The following is a 14,838-nucleotide window of genomic DNA, read 5'->3' on the forward strand; positions in this document are numbered from 1 at the left end:
AATGGGTAAAAAAGACTAAAGACAGGAACTGAATCGAAATGGTCATTCATCAGTCTAGTATTTATATAAAAAGGCAGACAGCAAATATAATAGGGCAATATGTGCCGGATAAAAAATATAAAAGAAATATTTTATTCCTTTTCCTTTTTGTCCGTTATATAGCAAGATTGGGATGATTGAAAAGATCATTATCCACTGGGTCGTACCTAAAAAGAAGAATATTCCAGCAACAATCGAAATGATGACACATTGAATGTTACGATGATTTCTTGCTAAATAAAGCAAAGGAATCAAAAGAACCATAAAACTATTTTCTGCCAAAAGCAGTGCAGGTAAAAATGATGTAATCAGCATAAAAACAACTTTGTTTTGAAGGATAACAGGACTAGAAAATAACAACGGGATAAATAATGAGAGCAAGATTGGTAAAATGAATAAGAGAATACTTGTAACAATCTTTTTCCAACTACCTGTATTTTTTCCCTCAGTGAAAAGATCGATTGCATACATCATGACCGTACCAATAAACAGATCTCTGAAAATGTTATTCATTAATACTACTTCATCATAATGAACGATATTACCTAAAAAATAAGTAAAAAAGGCCATAAGAACCATTGAGAGATAAAGCCGCTGCATATATTTCTTTTTATCATGTGTATGTGAGAAGCCTACAACGCTTATAAAAAAGAACAAAGTAGCAACTGGTCTACCAAACCAATCCAGCCAGTCGGGGACACCAAACGGATAAAACATTTGATGAATGTGATCGACAAACATCAATGTAATCCCTAAAATTTTCAAGTCAAAGGTAGAAAGTCCTCTTTTCAAACGAACAGTATTCAAATTTTCCCCTCCTAATGATTAAATAAAGGAAACAAGTGACAATCACATTATTAATGAATTGAAGTAAGAAATACAATCGAAAAGTCGAACATTTTTGTCATGTGAATCACTGCAAAAATCAAAACAAAGTAGAAATTATCTTTGGAATATCAGAGAATGAGGGGGGGAAAATAGTATGTAACTATAATTAAATGATGTAAACTTATAATTTGCAAATAATTTCTATGCCAATGTATCACGAACCTAAAAGTAATCCAATTTGTCTAAACGTTTATCTATAATAAAAATGTGCAAAATACCGCACTTTTTTATCTTTTTATTTGGTTTTAATGCAAAAAATCAAGTTACAAGATTAGTTGGGACAAACGTGTTTATACATTATTTTTTATTCAAAAAAATAGCACAATGGCAAAGAACATAAGTGAGAGCATAAGCCCCAAGGAATGACTAAAAAGAAAAGCAGAATCACATGCCATGTCATCCTAAATTTCTTCCAGAAAATAAATAAGCGGAAAAAAGGGAAGAAACAGCAAAACATCGATCCAGCACCATTTTCCCCCCCTTTTGAAGTAACATAAAACAATAAACATGAATGTGCAGGGAAGTAAAAATAAAGCTTTACTCATAGCTAACAAAATACCAGCTCCTTTTATTCTTTATCCCTCACATTCAAAGAGTAACAATGGTATGTACTTAATAATAGAAAAATGGATCAACTTGTATGAATATCAAATGAAAAGTTCTACGCCAAAATAAAAAACTTCCAGCCAATTTTGACTGGAAGCTTATTTTTTTCTGAAATATCCTAACACACAAATGAAAAAGATGGCCGAAGCTAATAAACCGATTTCGTAGTAAAACAATGAAATACCAGAGTCATAATAATAAAAGCCTCTGATTTTATGGATAAAATAAATCATCGGACAAGCAGATAAAAGTAAGTATTTGTTCGGTTTTTTGAATAAGTAAAAGAAAATACTGGTCATTATGATGAATGGTATCCAAAATAAAAGTTTACTTAAGACAATCAAATGATCAACTCCCATATTTTTTACCAAGAGAGATCATACCATCTTTATCGCCAAAACAAAATATTTTTTTGTATCGTTTGAAATTTTAATTAGGATTATTGAATTAGTTCTGAATAACTATAAATTTCAATTAGAAATCACTTGTTCTTATCAAAAATAAAAATATCGCCTCTCATTTATTGAGAGGCGAAAGTTCTTAGTTTAACTCAATTTTTTTCGTTTCTTTTGGATGATGCGCCGTTTTAGGTAATGCTAATTTCAGTACACCATTTTTAAAGGTTCCGGTGATTTTTTCTTCATCAACATCAGGAAGATAGAATGAACGTTTGTAAGAGACCGAATGTCTTTCTTTCCGTACATAGTTGCCATTTTCTTTATCTTCCGTATGGGACTCGTGGTTGGCGGAGATCGTCAAAGTATTGTCTGAATATTCAACTGTCGTGTCTTCTTTGTCACAGCCAGGCATATCAGCTGTTAGTTTGTATTCTTTTTCGTTTTCAACTAAATCTACTTTTGGATAACTTGAAACACCTAAAAAATCATTGAACGCTGGACTAAACACATCATTGAAATCAGGGAACATGTCGCGAATGCTAGGTACATTTGCCATTTTTGATCATCCTTTCAATAGAGTATTTTTTATTTATCCCTATTTATGTAATAACTCTATTTTGAAAAAAATTCAAGTATAACGGTTGTCTTTGTGAATGTTTCATCTAGTGAATTACAAAGGTTATCTTTCTAATTTGAGAAAGGGTTTGCTAGAATAATAGTAAGAAAATAATTTAGAGAGGAGAAAATATGGCAAAAACCACAAATCCCTATTGGCGAGAAGAAAGCAGAATCTATCATTTAGAATTAGAAATCGCTAGGACAAGCAATCCACAAAAGAAACGTGAACTCGGCTATCTTTTAGAAAAAGAAAAAACAGCTTTGCAGCAACGAAAATGGCGAGATCGAGAAGCGCGAAATTACCAAATAAAAACGATACGTAAAACCCGTAGAAGAAAAATCGTCTATTACACATGTTGTATAGCAGGAATCATCATCGTGTCATTTTTTATAATAAGCAAATTCTTTTACCCAAATGTAGAAAAATTGGATTTAGAAAACCATCCGGCGACTAATTTTATTACACAACTGACAAAAAGCGAAGTAGATACCACAAATTTAACAAGAGAGCAAGTAGAGAAGTGGGCATACTATCATTTGAAGTTAGAAGATCCAACTATTGTAAGCGCTAACCATTATTGGTTTGACGTTCGTATCAATCAAGTTAGAGAAGTAGAAGTAGATATTTTTATGGAAGAAGTAGCTGTAGCAAACTATGTAGTTGACGCAAATGGTCACTTATATCGTATGACTGCATCTGACAAAAAAATGGTGGCGAATAAATGGGACGTACCAGAGAATTTTGAAATAGAAAACGCGAACGATTGAGATACTCGTTCGCGTTTTTCAAAATAAAATAGCGTTAAAACACACAATGAACAGACAGAAATGTGAAATTTTCTATATCATCAAAACGGTGTGCCGTACGCATCAGTAATCAAGATCACTCCATCGGGGGAAACTCGATAGAAACCGACACTTCCTGATCCTCCTTGGGCACGAGTCTGCTTGCTAGAAGTCGTGAACAAATAATCTTGATCGATTTTTTGATAAAAGCTAGTAACGATATCTTCACTTTGTAATTCGGAACGATGGGCAATAAGAAATAGAAGTGCTTCATCAGAGTTTTCCAATGGAAGAGAAGGTTCAGTTCTTTCTTGCATTTCAGATGTTGAAGAAATGGTAGACGACTGAATGCTTGATTGGCTATATTGAGAATCTACATTATTAGTAGAAGTATTAGTAATGGAAGCAGTAGAAGTACTTTTAGTTGAACCGACCACAGGTGTTGAATTGGTTAGTGAAGATTCATTGATAGAATTCTTTGTAGCATTTCCACAGGCTGAAAAAAGTAGTACAACCCCCAAAAATCCTACGTAAATCCCTTTATTCATGATGGTACCTCCTAAAATAGATTATCTTGATTCAGTATACCACTTTCCATGTGGAATCAGATGACTTCAAATAAAAAACCTTCCCACTAATGGGAAGGTTCATGAAGATAATTGCTTTTTTAATAATTATAGCTTTCTAATATCTTTCATCAACTTTTCTAGTAATCATAGGGAAAAATTTCAAGCAGTAAATCGCACAAATACCTACGATGATATAAATGATCTTCGCAAAAATAGTTGTTGAACCACCAGCAATCATAGCTACTAAATCAAATTCGAACAAGCCTACCAACAACCAGTTCAGCCCTCCCACAATCAATAAAGTTAATGCAATAGCATCTAAAGTTTTCATTAGAATTCTCCTTTCTTAAATGATAAAATAATTATATATCAAAAAGAGAAACATTGCTTATATAACGCTCAGGGATTTTAGCAAATGATGCAAAAAGAGTAAAAACAAGTAAAGGTATCGCAGATAATGCCTTCAATCAAAAAAAGAAATAGACTTACAAAACGTCTGATTTTCAACATTGACAGTCAGAAATACTTGATGAGCTCCGATGAGGGATGAGGAATGACTTGCGGACTCACTTATCCATAAAATAAACGATAGCCTTCTCGAAAACTCGAGAAGGCTATCTGACGATTCAATATTCATTAATTTAAAGTTTCGGTGACTATTACTAACTATTACTTATTTCTCATTTAAACGATGTATTCCCTAACCTCTAATACATCCTTGTAACTCTGAAGTTACGCCAGTTTTGAATAAATTTCATAAAAACAAATGAAAAGTGTCGCATAAAAATATCTTTCGTGTTTCTTTAGTATAACAGAACAAGAAGAAAAAGTCCATAAGGATATTTTTAGCTCGTTTTAAAATAACTTTTTAAACAGGTTTAAGTTTGCTATACTTGTTTTTGAGGTGATTTGGCAAGTGAAAAAAAAGATTGGAATAGTAATGCTATTCACTGTTTTATTAACAGGATGTGTTTCATTAGCAAATAATTGGTTGGAACATGAAGGTACTTACTTAGTGGCTCATCGTGGCGCACACATTATTGCGCCTGAGAATACGGTGGAGAGTATCCATCAAGCAAAAATATTAGGCTACCAAGCAGTCGAGATTGATGTTCGGACAAGTAGAGACGGCGTGAATTTTTTGATGCATGATGACACATTGGATCGAACAACAGATGGAACGGGGAAACCAGAGACATACACGATCAAACAACTAAAGAAGTTTAATTTAGATACGAAAAACTATCCAGAATACGTAAATAAAAAAGTTAAGATACCTACTTTTGAAGAAGCCGTAAAGGAAATCAAAAAAAATAACTTGATTGTCAACGTGGATGGTTCAAAAGGAAACTGGCAGGATGAACATTTTGTTAATGACATCGTAAACACGCTAAAACAAAATAGTGTGTATGAACGTTCATTTTTTGTACTGACGGATAAAAAGATCCGAGACGAAGTCGTAAAGAATCATCCTGACTGCACAGTATCTTGGTTATATGACCAAAAAAATAAACTTGAAGATGAGATTGAACAAGTAAAAAGTTATAAAAAAGCGTTGCTCTCAGTATCTAATGATGCTGCTACAGAAGAAACAATCAATAAACTAAATAAATCTGGAATCGAGTATCAAGTGTATGGGGTAAATGACGTTAAACGATTTGAAGTGTTAAAAAAATCATCCGTTCCAATCGTAGAAACGGATGAAATCAATCCTAGTGATTTATAAACATAATATATTCATTTTATGTAATTATTCATCTTTATATCCATTTTTGAACCTAGGTCGTCAAGTTGACTTAGGTTTTTTTATATAGCATGTTCATAAATAAAAAAACTTCTTTTTTATTTTATATTGATATGATTGTGATAAATTCAGTTACTTGTTTTGGTATGGAACTTGTTTTGGTATGGAAAAAAATAACCCGCATGAGGTCGTGGCAGAAGTGTTCATCTTTAAGAAATAAGAAGTAATTTCCGAAACTTGCTTGCCACATCCCCAATCGGGTCAAACTTGTTTATTTGAATATATTTTTTACATAAGGATCTTTAATAGTTACATTGTCTTTTTTCATCACTTTATGGATTGTTTTATCCATGAATTCCGTATCAAGGGTTTTTGTTTCCGTGGCGATTTTTTCTAGCTCTGATTTGTATTTATCTTTATTGGCACCTTTATCCTGTTTTTTTACCATTTTTACTAGATAATAGCTTTGCTGATAAGTCGTTGGATCTGTTACAGGAATGATATCAGAAACTTCCCCGTTGTTTAATTGAAATGCTGCTTTTTTTACTTCAGTAGGAATCCCTGGATTGGTTGAATCAAATTTCATTTTTCCATCAGTTTCCTTTAGTGTTTTATTTTTTCCATAAGCTTGAACAAGCTTGGAGAAATTTTCCCCTTCATTTACTTCTTTTTTTGCATTATCTGCTTCTTCTTTAGTCGAAAATGGGATGATCTGTGTACTAACTTCTGGATGGAATTCTTTCCAAGCAGTGTCTAGATCTTTATCTGTTAATTTTACATTGGCTTTCAAACCGTACTGGAAAGCCAGCATCTGTTTCAAAAGTTTCTTATATGTCTCTTCCGTTTGGCCAACTGCTTTTAATTGTTCCTTGTAGTTTGGACCAAGTTTTTTGATTTGTTCATTATATTCTTTTGTTACTTCCTTTGAAGAAATCTCTTTTCCGTATACATCATCAAACGCTTTGAAGACGATCATTTTTCTTAATAGTGTTTGATTGTTTGATTTAACTTTTGGGTTATCATAAAAATCCTGAACTGTAAGTGTTCCACCTTTAAACGTTGCAATTGTTTCATTGGACTTGCTACAACCTGAGAATAGTAAAATAGCAAATCCTGAAAGGCACATAATCAGTAGTTGTTTTTTCAAAAAATTTCCCATCCTTTCCTTATTAAAGACAGTCTAACAGAAGAACCAGGCAGACAGTCTTTCATTTTCGTAAGGTTGCTGTAGACATTCTTAGTTCGTAAAAATTTTTTCTCTCTATGATGGAGAACATTTAGATATTTTTCACGAGACAAGAAAGAAAAGGGTTATTACACTTAATATAAAGGAGGGATGAAAGATGATCAGGATTATTCGATTGATTGGATCTGTTTTAATAGTCTTAGTTGGTTTTGTTTTAGGAATTCTTGTCAATAATGCACTTGCGGATATGTTTCTTGGAGACAGTGAATGGATTGGAGCAATTGCTGGTACGGTTGGACATTTAGTTGTTTTTTTACTAGCTTTATTTCTTGCTAGTAAGGTAGAAGGGAAAAAAGTGGAAGATTATGGTATTTCTGGACGAGGAAAAGACTGGGGATATTTAGCGGGAGGTCTCGTTGGTGGAATTGGAGTGTTTCTGCTTATTACTAGTCCATTATATTTGATAGGGGCGTATCGGTTAGATTCAGGAAACGCAAATATTGTGCCGCTGATCACGAGTTTTATTTTATTTATTGCAGTGGGGTATCCGAAGAGCTTTTATTCCGTGGCTTTTTTCAGCACCAGCTGCTTAGTTTTGGTCCATTAATAGCAATGATTGGATCTGCTGCATTATTTGCTCTTTTGCACGGATTGAATCCTAACATGACATTTCTGGCAGTTTTCAATATCTTTTTAGCAGGTTGCTTTTTCAGTGCACTTATCTACAGTACAGAAAGTTTATTTACGGCCATCGGTGCTCACATTACTTGGAATTGGACTCAAGGAGCTATTTTGGGTATACCAGTCAGCGGAACGCAAGAACAAGGTTTTTTCTCCACTCTGGTTCAATCGCAAAACACAATAGTTACTGGGGAAACTTTAGGGCTGAAGCGTCTATATCGACTACATTATTCTTGTTAGTCTTGATTGTTGGTTTGTTACTCTATGCATATAAAACAAAGCGGATGAAGAAATACACTGCTGTTTATCAATAAAAGATGAAGAAAGCAAGGCTGATATCGGTCTTGCTTTTTTAAGTCTTTCATTGATTAAACGAAAAAGTAAACAGATTCAAACGAATACACGACATCTTTTGTTAGATTTTCACAACTGACTGTCGTGTTCTCATCATTTTCATTTTATATAATTCCTTTATCAAATAGAAGGTAATTATATGGAGAGTGATTGAAATGAAGAAAACAGCGACCGTATTATTTGTTATTCTTGGGCTAAGTATAATTGCAGCAATGATTGGAATCAGTACTTCTGCAAATGAACGGACAAATGAAAATCTTTCATTTACTGTGAAAACTGATCGGATCGTTTATGACGTGACACAACAAGTCATTACTATTCTGATCAAAACAAATAAAAGCGTGAATGCTAGTGATATACATGCTGTTCTAACATATGGTTGGGATGGTAATGGAAGTTCAGAAAAGGTTATTGGGGAAGTTTATTTAAAGGACGTACAATGGACCGCTGGTATTGAGTATACAATAATGATTTCTGCAGAACTATCGATTGATGAGATCAAGAGTAAAGATAAAGTTGATTTGATTGTTTTTTATGATGGACAGATGACGATTACGGAGAATTTGAAACCAAGTAGTTGGACAGTTGTTGGACCGTCGAGCAGTACAGATAGTACGAGTAGTGAAAGCAGTACAGAAAGTACGAGTAGTGAAAGCAGTACAGAGAGTACGAGCAGTGAAAGCAATACGGAGAGTACAAGCAGTGAAAGCAGTACGGATAGTACGAGCAGTGAAAGCAGTACAGAGAGTACGAGCAGTGAAAGCAGTACGGATAGTACGAGTAGTGAAAGTAGCACAGGAAACACAAGTAGCGAAAGCAGCACGGGAAAAGTAAATAATGAACTTGATTTGGTACCTATCATACCAACTAAGGAACAAAAGAGAAATGCAGGGAGCAACCTAAAAAGTGTGCTAAAACAGTCTGATTTTGTTTCTCGTGGAATTGATCATCAAGAAAAAGCGAAAGAAACAGATAAGAGAAAAAGCGATTTACCAGAAACTGGTAGTAGAACCGTAAACAAGCTAATTACATGGATGGGTGTGTTACTCATTTTGATTGTAGGAGCAAGCTATTTTCGTTCTCTCTTCCATCGAGTGAAATAAAGAATAAAAGCAACAGATTTAAAATTGAATAAAACGATAGATTTTTGAGTGAATATTTCATTCGAGAGTGCTGTATTGCCTGGCGAAGTTGTAGCTTTGCCAGGTTTATTTTTGTTTACTAACATATTTGAGAAACAGGAAATAACAGGAACGCAAAGATTATTTTCTTTAAAATCAACAAGATGACCAGAAAGCAAGAGTTCGTTGAGCTCTTGTTTTCTTTTAGTTTTAGGAAGGAACATCCTGATTTTATCTTCGCTAAATCCAGTCAAAAGTTTTGCAGGTTGGTCGTAGATAATCGGTTTTTTCAATAAAGAAGGGGACGTACGAATCTCAATATATAGTTCACTCAAACTGAGCTCATCTATTCTGTGAACAAGATTTTTATAACTAATAGAATGAGTAGAGAGCATTTCGGTCACGCCATTGTTTGTCAATTTTAGTAAGTGGATAAATTCATTTTTGGTTAGTGGTTGACGAATTAAGTTCTGTTCGATAAACGGTATATCATGTGTGATAAGCCAACGTTTTGCGCGTCTAGAAGACGAGCAACTAGAACCTATATATAATTTAATCATGATACATTCCTCCAATAGCTAAATATTTATGAAATAATAACATGAAGAAATAGTCGAAAAGTGCCATTTATAGGTGTAAAATAAGAAATTGTTGTCACGTATAAAGGAACTAACTAGATAAGAAATACTATTAAATCAAGAAAGAAGGCATACGTATGTCAAACACAGCCGACGCATTCGTAGTGATCGATTTACAAAAAGGGGTATGTTTTGATTCTTCGACGATACACGGATTAAAAACAGTGACAGCATTAGTGAATAAAAGAATCAAAGCATACGAAACGATTGGAAAGCCAGTTATTTTCGTTCAACACGAAGATGATCAATTAGTACCAAAAACAAAACCATGGGAGCTATTGTCGGAATTATCTATTCCTGAACACAGTTATTTTGTGAGAAAAACCCATGCGAATTCATTTTATAAGACTAATTTGAGTATGTTATTAACTGAATTGGACTGTCATTCGATCGAATTATGTGGGGCGCAAACAGAGTATTGTATAGATACGACTGTGAAGTTTGCTCATGGATTAGGATACCAGCTTATGATGTGCAGAGGAGCAGCGACGACTTATGATCATCCTTTTATGAAAGCAAAGGAAACAATCGCTTTTTACGAGAATATTTGGGATAAACGATTTCTGACATTTTTGGAGCAATAAGCTGTTTCATTGTTTAAAGAAAAGCAGAATGGATAAACCAGTATCCATTCTGCTTTGTTACGTAAATTGAGAAAATAATCCTGTTCTATTTTTATGGGATAAACCGTTTGTTTTTTGTATAAAAAATGTTTGCGTTTACATATAATTCTCCTAGAATCATAAAAAGGAGTGAATCGATTGAGAACAAAACAAGTGTTAAAGGGAGCGTTGGTCGTCTTATTTGCTGTAAGTACAAACGTCCCGCAATGGTCAGTATATGGAGAGAGTATCTTTTCCGAATCGGGATCTAGGGAGGTCGAAACCACGGAAACAACTGATGCTAGAAACGAAACGAAATCGAGTACTTCACAAACAGAAACAAGTACTGAAACAACGGCTGAGACATCTGTTACTAGCACAGATCAAGAAACGACCGCTACCACAGATAACCAACAAACAGATGAAGCAACAGCTACAGAAACGCCAAACGACAAATCCTCTTCTGCTAAAGTAAGTGACAAAGAGAATGGGACAGAAAATGATGATATCGGTAAAGGCGAAAACTTCAATGGTAAGAAATATCTTAATTACTTCGGTAAACAGATGACAGATATACTTAATGGACCAGTAGATGAAATTAACGCACGACTAATAGGTTTAGTATTAAGTGAGCTTTTTGGTAAGGATTATGGTGTAGACAAAGAGATTATCAAACATCTGATTGCTACTTATCTATTGTATGATATCGCTTTTTCTAAAAATAGTGTGTTGATGTCAATGCTTGGAGGTACAGATGATGGTACGACGCCTACAGAAAACACAGGCTTCTATCCAAACACAAAACAACTTCATCAAACTGTACTAAACAAACAAGACGGCAAAATGATGGATGTGTATGCTTACTATGTCGACCAGGGTTCAGATAAAACAGTCATGATCCATGGCGGATTTAGAGGGAATTGGAATAATGGGATCGTTACAGAAGAATACAATGATTTTTATAAGGCAGGGTATAATTTATTATTTGTTGATTCCAGAGCAACTGGTAACAGTGGAGGCGATTATGTAACCTATGGACAATATGAATCAGATGATGTCCTTTACTGGATCAATCAAGAAGTTCGAGAACGTCCATCTCAAAAGATCCTGCTGTATGGTGGTTCCATGGGAGCAGCTACGATGATGTCTGTATTAGCAAAAGATATCCCAGTCAATGTCAAAGGAATTATTGAAAATTGCGGATTTGCATCAATCGATGAACAACTACGTTTTACGTATAGCCAGACAGTAGTCCCTGCATTACCGCCTGCCATAAAAAATCAGTTAGACATCATTGGGGATCAAGAGCATGAAGATTTGTTTATGGGGCTTTTGAAACAATATTATTTTGATCAGGAGATGCATTTGGATCCGACAGCCGCTCTACCTACGATTGGAATGTCTGGTTCATTGCCTAAATTGATCATCCATGGAACGGCAGATGATGTAGTACCTGTGTCTAACGCGCAAAAACTATATGAGTTAGCAGGAGGGTATAAAGACCTTTTATTGGTAGAAGGAGCAGGGCATGGAAAGGCACAGGAAGTTGACCATGCTGCCTACACGAAACATGTAACGGACTTTTTGAAAGTAGTGTTCCATGATCAGATAAACGTGAAATATGTGGATGAAAACAATAAAAGTCTACTCAAAGACCAGGACGAAATCTGGCTTTACGGAGCTTATGGAGAGAATTATGTGACAGAGCAAAAGACATTCGAAGGATACGAATTAGCAAATGTTGAAGGACCGACTGAAGGGGTTTTTAACGAGACGGCACCAACTATTATTTACCATTACAAAAAAATCCCAGTAGTTCCACCAAAAAAACAAGATCCGGCAGAGAATGCAGACAATAAGGGAAAGGATGAACCTCGAGATGATCAATCAAGTGATGATACGCTACCGATTCAGATGACAGTGAAAGTACAAAAAAAGACAGATACAAAAAAAGGAATGTTGCCGAAAACTGGAGAAAAGAAACATTCGCTTCTCATTTATTCAGGTGGATTTTTATCTGCTAGCACGATTATCACATGGATTTGGCGAAGAAAGAGAGGGTAAATGAATGAAATGGTTCAAGCGAATAGTGATTGCAGTGCCAGTTATCATCGTAGTTATTTTAGTCACTGTATTTTTGATTAATCAAATCACACCAAAGCCGATTAGTTTGCTTGTTAGAAAACAATTTGACACAAGTGAAAAAGAACAAGTATATGCCAGACCAGACGATTTCCAGCAAAAAATCAAACAAATCGATAGAAATAAAGAAATAACTTATCCTTCAAAGTACAAAAACAATCATATGGATATCTACACACCGAAAACGGAGAAGAAAAAGTTGCCCATCCTTTTCTGGATGCATGGAGGCGCATATGTAGGAGGGGATAAAAACGATTGTCGTGATTATTTGGAATACCTATGTTCAGACACGCAGCAGATCGTCGTAAATATCGATTATGAACGATCACCTGAAGCAAAGCATCCTACACCAGTTATCCAATTGAACGAAGCCATTCAAGCAGCCAAAAAAGAGATAAAAGAGCAAGCGGATTGGTCGAATATTTCGATTGGTGGCGATTCAGCAGGCGCACAAATTAGCGGAGAGTATTTGTTAGCACTTCAAAACGAAGAAATCAAAAAAGCCGATCAACTTGATCCAACTTTGGAGAACAAGCAGATCACAAAATTTGTTTCTTTGTCTGGACTACTAGACCCTTCTGCATTTACCCAAGTAAGTGATAAGATTTCTAGCTTTCTTTATGCAAAATGTGGATGGGCTTATTTTGATAGTAAGAACTTTGAACGTTTAGAAGACGTCAAACATTTAGCTTTAGCAAGACATGCAGACCGTTGGACGCAAAAAACATTCTTGACGGATGGGAACACAAATACGTTTACGAAACAAATGGAACAAACAGCTTCTGCATTTGAAAAAGTAGGAGTGAAAGTCACAAAAGTAGACTATACGAAGAAAAATGTTGTCTTGAACCATGAATATCAGTTTGATTTTAGTAATAAACAAGCGCAAGAAACATACCAAAAATTAGTAGCATTTTTCAAGGAATAAACGCTCATGATGTAAAAGAGGATGTGAAGAAACTGCTTAGTTCCGAGTCAGAAGGAACTAAGCAGCTTCTCAGGTTTGATGAATAGTGGGACTGGTGACTGAAGAGCTTGTAGGTACCGTGTATCAGTTCTCGCGAAAGAGACGTCCAGCCTATTGTCAAAAGATTGTTTATGGAAAATATTTATTCGGAATAAGGAAAGGTGATATGTTTTTTTTTTACGGTCTCTTTTACGTAAATTTTATAGTCAGATTTGTTGTTTCGATCGTTTAAAAAAGGCAACAAATCCGAATCCAGCGGAGGCAAAAAGGGATAAAAGACCGAGCGGTAAGCAAAAGAATGCTGGTTCTACTAATATTCCGTTGTTATTGATATAAGGCTGGGAGCAAAGATGAATAGCAAATAAAATCAATGCACTAGCGAAAAAAAGCAAAGAAATATGAATAGCTTTCATACGCAGCACCTCCTTTTTTTATAATTATAGGATAGATAGATTAAGAATTCATAAATGTGTCAAGTTTGTTAGAACGTGAACAAAAAATACCATCCATCTATCATAAGTAAGTTTGGAGCAAAGTTATCTCATGATAAATGAAAAAGGATTCATCCATCATATAGATAGAAAGTCATTAGTATATGTCTAGACCAATAATGGGAAATATGAGAAAATAATAGAAAAGGTTTAGGACACCCCCCAAAAAGAATTTCCCCAAAAATTCGATGTATCCTAAACTTTTTTATTTTACATAACAATCATAACAACTGTGAAATAAAATTACAAACGATAACCTAATATGTATTCGAAAGCCAGTTTTATCCGGAGAATGCTTAATTCATCAAATATTTATTTTTATTTTTTAGAAAATAAGAAACAAAACTAATAAAAAAAAGAAAAAATAAATTTTTTCCCTACTGTATACTATCCTTGTTATCGCATCTAATAAGTCACTCGAATAATACCAATACAACCTTCTCCAAAGATGTGATAACATACGTTCTAACCCACCGACTATTGATGTTCTGTACCACCCTTACAGAACCCGAAAAGCCACTACCAAATATTTGGTAATGGCTTTTTAGGTTTTAATGGATTTTTTACTTTTTCTGTTATAGTAGGATTCTTCCTTTTTTTAAAAAAGATTTAGTTGATTGAGTTAGTCGAATACAATCGTCAATTAGATGGAGGGTTGTCAGATGAGAAGAAGTTATTGAAAACACAAAACGCACCTACTGTTATCATCCAGTAGATGCGTTTAAAGAGAAGAACGAGAATCGTCCATATGAGGGTTTCCACTCCTTATGCAGATTTTTTTAATTCTTGCACTGCTTGTTCGATCGTAACACCTGTTGCTACATGATTGCTATTTTCTTTGTCAAAAACGACAAAGAGATTCAAATCTGTATCCAAGGTTACTCGATATTGTATATCTTTGTTATAGAATGTCATAGCCATTCTCCTTTCTTTAAATACTTGCTGAAAGGCAACGAACACGTTGATAACGAAATTCCATTTATAAGTATATCACCAATTGAAAGGTTT

Annotated in this window: 14 protein-coding genes and 3 pseudogenes; 7 read left to right on the forward strand and 10 right to left on the reverse strand. The window is 34.5% G+C overall.

Going from position 1 to position 14,838, the window contains the following annotated elements:
- Window positions 1–54: 54 nt before the first annotated feature.
- The 4 genes and pseudogenes from IGK53_RS05950 to IGK53_RS05965 all read right to left on the reverse strand — a co-directional run bounded on the left by IGK53_RS05950 (window position 55) and on the right by IGK53_RS05965 (window position 2,487).
- Window positions 55–846 carry a TraX family protein gene (locus IGK53_RS05950; RefSeq protein ID WP_002291925.1) on the reverse strand — a complete coding sequence of 264 codons (792 nt, stop codon included), beginning with the start codon at window positions 844–846 and terminating at the stop codon, window positions 55–57.
- A 389-nt stretch (window positions 847–1,235) separates the two neighbouring features.
- A pseudogene (locus tag IGK53_RS05955) lies at window positions 1,236–1,472 on the reverse strand (hypothetical protein).
- A gap of 159 nt (window positions 1,473–1,631) precedes the next feature.
- The gene (locus IGK53_RS05960; protein WP_033606565.1) at window positions 1,632–1,892 is read right to left on the reverse strand and encodes a hypothetical protein; all 261 of its coding nucleotides are present in this window, start codon (window positions 1,890–1,892) and stop codon (window positions 1,632–1,634) included.
- Window positions 1,893–2,073: 181 nt separating this feature from the next.
- On the reverse strand, window positions 2,074–2,487 hold the full coding sequence (locus tag IGK53_RS05965) for an Hsp20/alpha crystallin family protein (protein WP_002291922.1): 414 nt from the start codon (window positions 2,485–2,487) through the stop codon (window positions 2,074–2,076).
- Window positions 2,488–2,678: 191 nt separating this feature from the next.
- On the opposite strand from IGK53_RS05965, the gene IGK53_RS05970 reads away from it, so the two are divergent.
- Complete coding sequence (locus IGK53_RS05970; protein ID WP_002291921.1) at window positions 2,679–3,317, forward strand: hypothetical protein; 639 nt, start codon at window positions 2,679–2,681, stop codon at window positions 3,315–3,317.
- Window positions 3,318–3,397: 80 nt separating this feature from the next.
- Here IGK53_RS05970 and IGK53_RS05975 read toward each other — a convergent pair whose 3' ends face one another.
- Both IGK53_RS05975 and IGK53_RS05980 read right to left on the reverse strand, forming a co-directional pair.
- Entirely contained in the window at window positions 3,398–3,883 is a 486-nt protein-coding gene (locus IGK53_RS05975; RefSeq protein WP_002329254.1) for a hypothetical protein, read from the reverse strand.
- Window positions 3,884–4,019: 136 nt separating this feature from the next.
- Complete coding sequence (locus IGK53_RS05980) at window positions 4,020–4,235, reverse strand: DUF378 domain-containing protein (RefSeq protein WP_002293281.1); 216 nt, start codon at window positions 4,233–4,235, stop codon at window positions 4,020–4,022.
- A gap of 609 nt (window positions 4,236–4,844) precedes the next feature.
- Here IGK53_RS05980 and IGK53_RS05985 point away from each other — a divergent pair.
- A complete protein-coding gene (locus tag IGK53_RS05985; protein WP_002329253.1) occupies window positions 4,845–5,630 on the forward strand; it encodes a glycerophosphodiester phosphodiesterase in 786 nt (261 codons plus the stop codon).
- A 289-nt stretch (window positions 5,631–5,919) separates the two neighbouring features.
- On the opposite strand, the gene IGK53_RS05990 is transcribed toward IGK53_RS05985, so the two are convergent.
- Window positions 5,920–6,807, reverse strand: a complete 888-nt coding sequence (locus tag IGK53_RS05990) for a peptidylprolyl isomerase (protein WP_002306584.1) — start codon at window positions 6,805–6,807, stop codon at window positions 5,920–5,922.
- 184 nt (window positions 6,808–6,991) lie between these two features.
- Here IGK53_RS05990 and IGK53_RS05995 point away from each other — a divergent pair.
- Together IGK53_RS05995 and sgrA are read left to right on the forward strand one after the other, a co-directional pair.
- A pseudogene (locus tag IGK53_RS05995) lies at window positions 6,992–7,829 on the forward strand (CPBP family intramembrane glutamic endopeptidase).
- 195 nt (window positions 7,830–8,024) lie between these two features.
- Complete coding sequence (gene sgrA / locus IGK53_RS06000) at window positions 8,025–8,972, forward strand: LPXTG-anchored fibrinogen/nidogen-binding adhesin SgrA (protein ID WP_430605033.1); 948 nt, start codon at window positions 8,025–8,027, stop codon at window positions 8,970–8,972.
- A 212-nt stretch (window positions 8,973–9,184) separates the two neighbouring features.
- Here the strand turns inward: sgrA and IGK53_RS06005 are convergent.
- Window positions 9,185–9,550 (reverse strand): annotated as a pseudogene (locus IGK53_RS06005) (Spx/MgsR family RNA polymerase-binding regulatory protein); the annotation flags it as partial.
- Window positions 9,551–9,705: 155 nt separating this feature from the next.
- Between IGK53_RS06005 and IGK53_RS06010 the strand changes: the two are divergent.
- The 3 genes from IGK53_RS06010 (at window position 9,706) to IGK53_RS06020 (ending at window position 13,300) form a co-directional block, all read left to right on the forward strand.
- Window positions 9,706–10,212, forward strand: a complete 507-nt coding sequence (locus IGK53_RS06010) for a cysteine hydrolase family protein (RefSeq protein ID WP_002306591.1) — start codon at window positions 9,706–9,708, stop codon at window positions 10,210–10,212.
- Between the two features lie 168 nt (window positions 10,213–10,380).
- Entirely contained in the window at window positions 10,381–12,294 is a 1,914-nt protein-coding gene (locus IGK53_RS06015; RefSeq protein WP_002306593.1) for an alpha/beta fold hydrolase, read from the forward strand.
- A gap of 4 nt (window positions 12,295–12,298) precedes the next feature.
- Complete coding sequence (locus tag IGK53_RS06020) at window positions 12,299–13,300, forward strand: alpha/beta hydrolase (protein WP_002313716.1); 1,002 nt, start codon at window positions 12,299–12,301, stop codon at window positions 13,298–13,300.
- A 245-nt stretch (window positions 13,301–13,545) separates the two neighbouring features.
- Here the strand turns inward: IGK53_RS06020 and IGK53_RS06025 are convergent, their stop codons facing one another.
- Window positions 13,546–13,752: a DUF3955 domain-containing protein gene (locus tag IGK53_RS06025; RefSeq protein WP_002306600.1), complete on the reverse strand. Its 207-nt coding sequence runs from the start codon at window positions 13,750–13,752 to the stop codon at window positions 13,546–13,548.
- An 843-nt stretch (window positions 13,753–14,595) separates the two neighbouring features.
- Window positions 14,596–14,745 (reverse strand): hypothetical protein, encoded by a 150-nt coding sequence (locus tag IGK53_RS06030; protein ID WP_002293298.1) that lies wholly within the window; start codon window positions 14,743–14,745, stop codon window positions 14,596–14,598.
- Window positions 14,746–14,838 lie beyond the last annotated feature (93 nt).

This window comes from Enterococcus sp. DIV1224, assembly GCF_050555455.1.
Lineage (GTDB): Bacteria > Bacillota > Bacilli > Lactobacillales > Enterococcaceae > Enterococcus_B > Enterococcus_B lactis.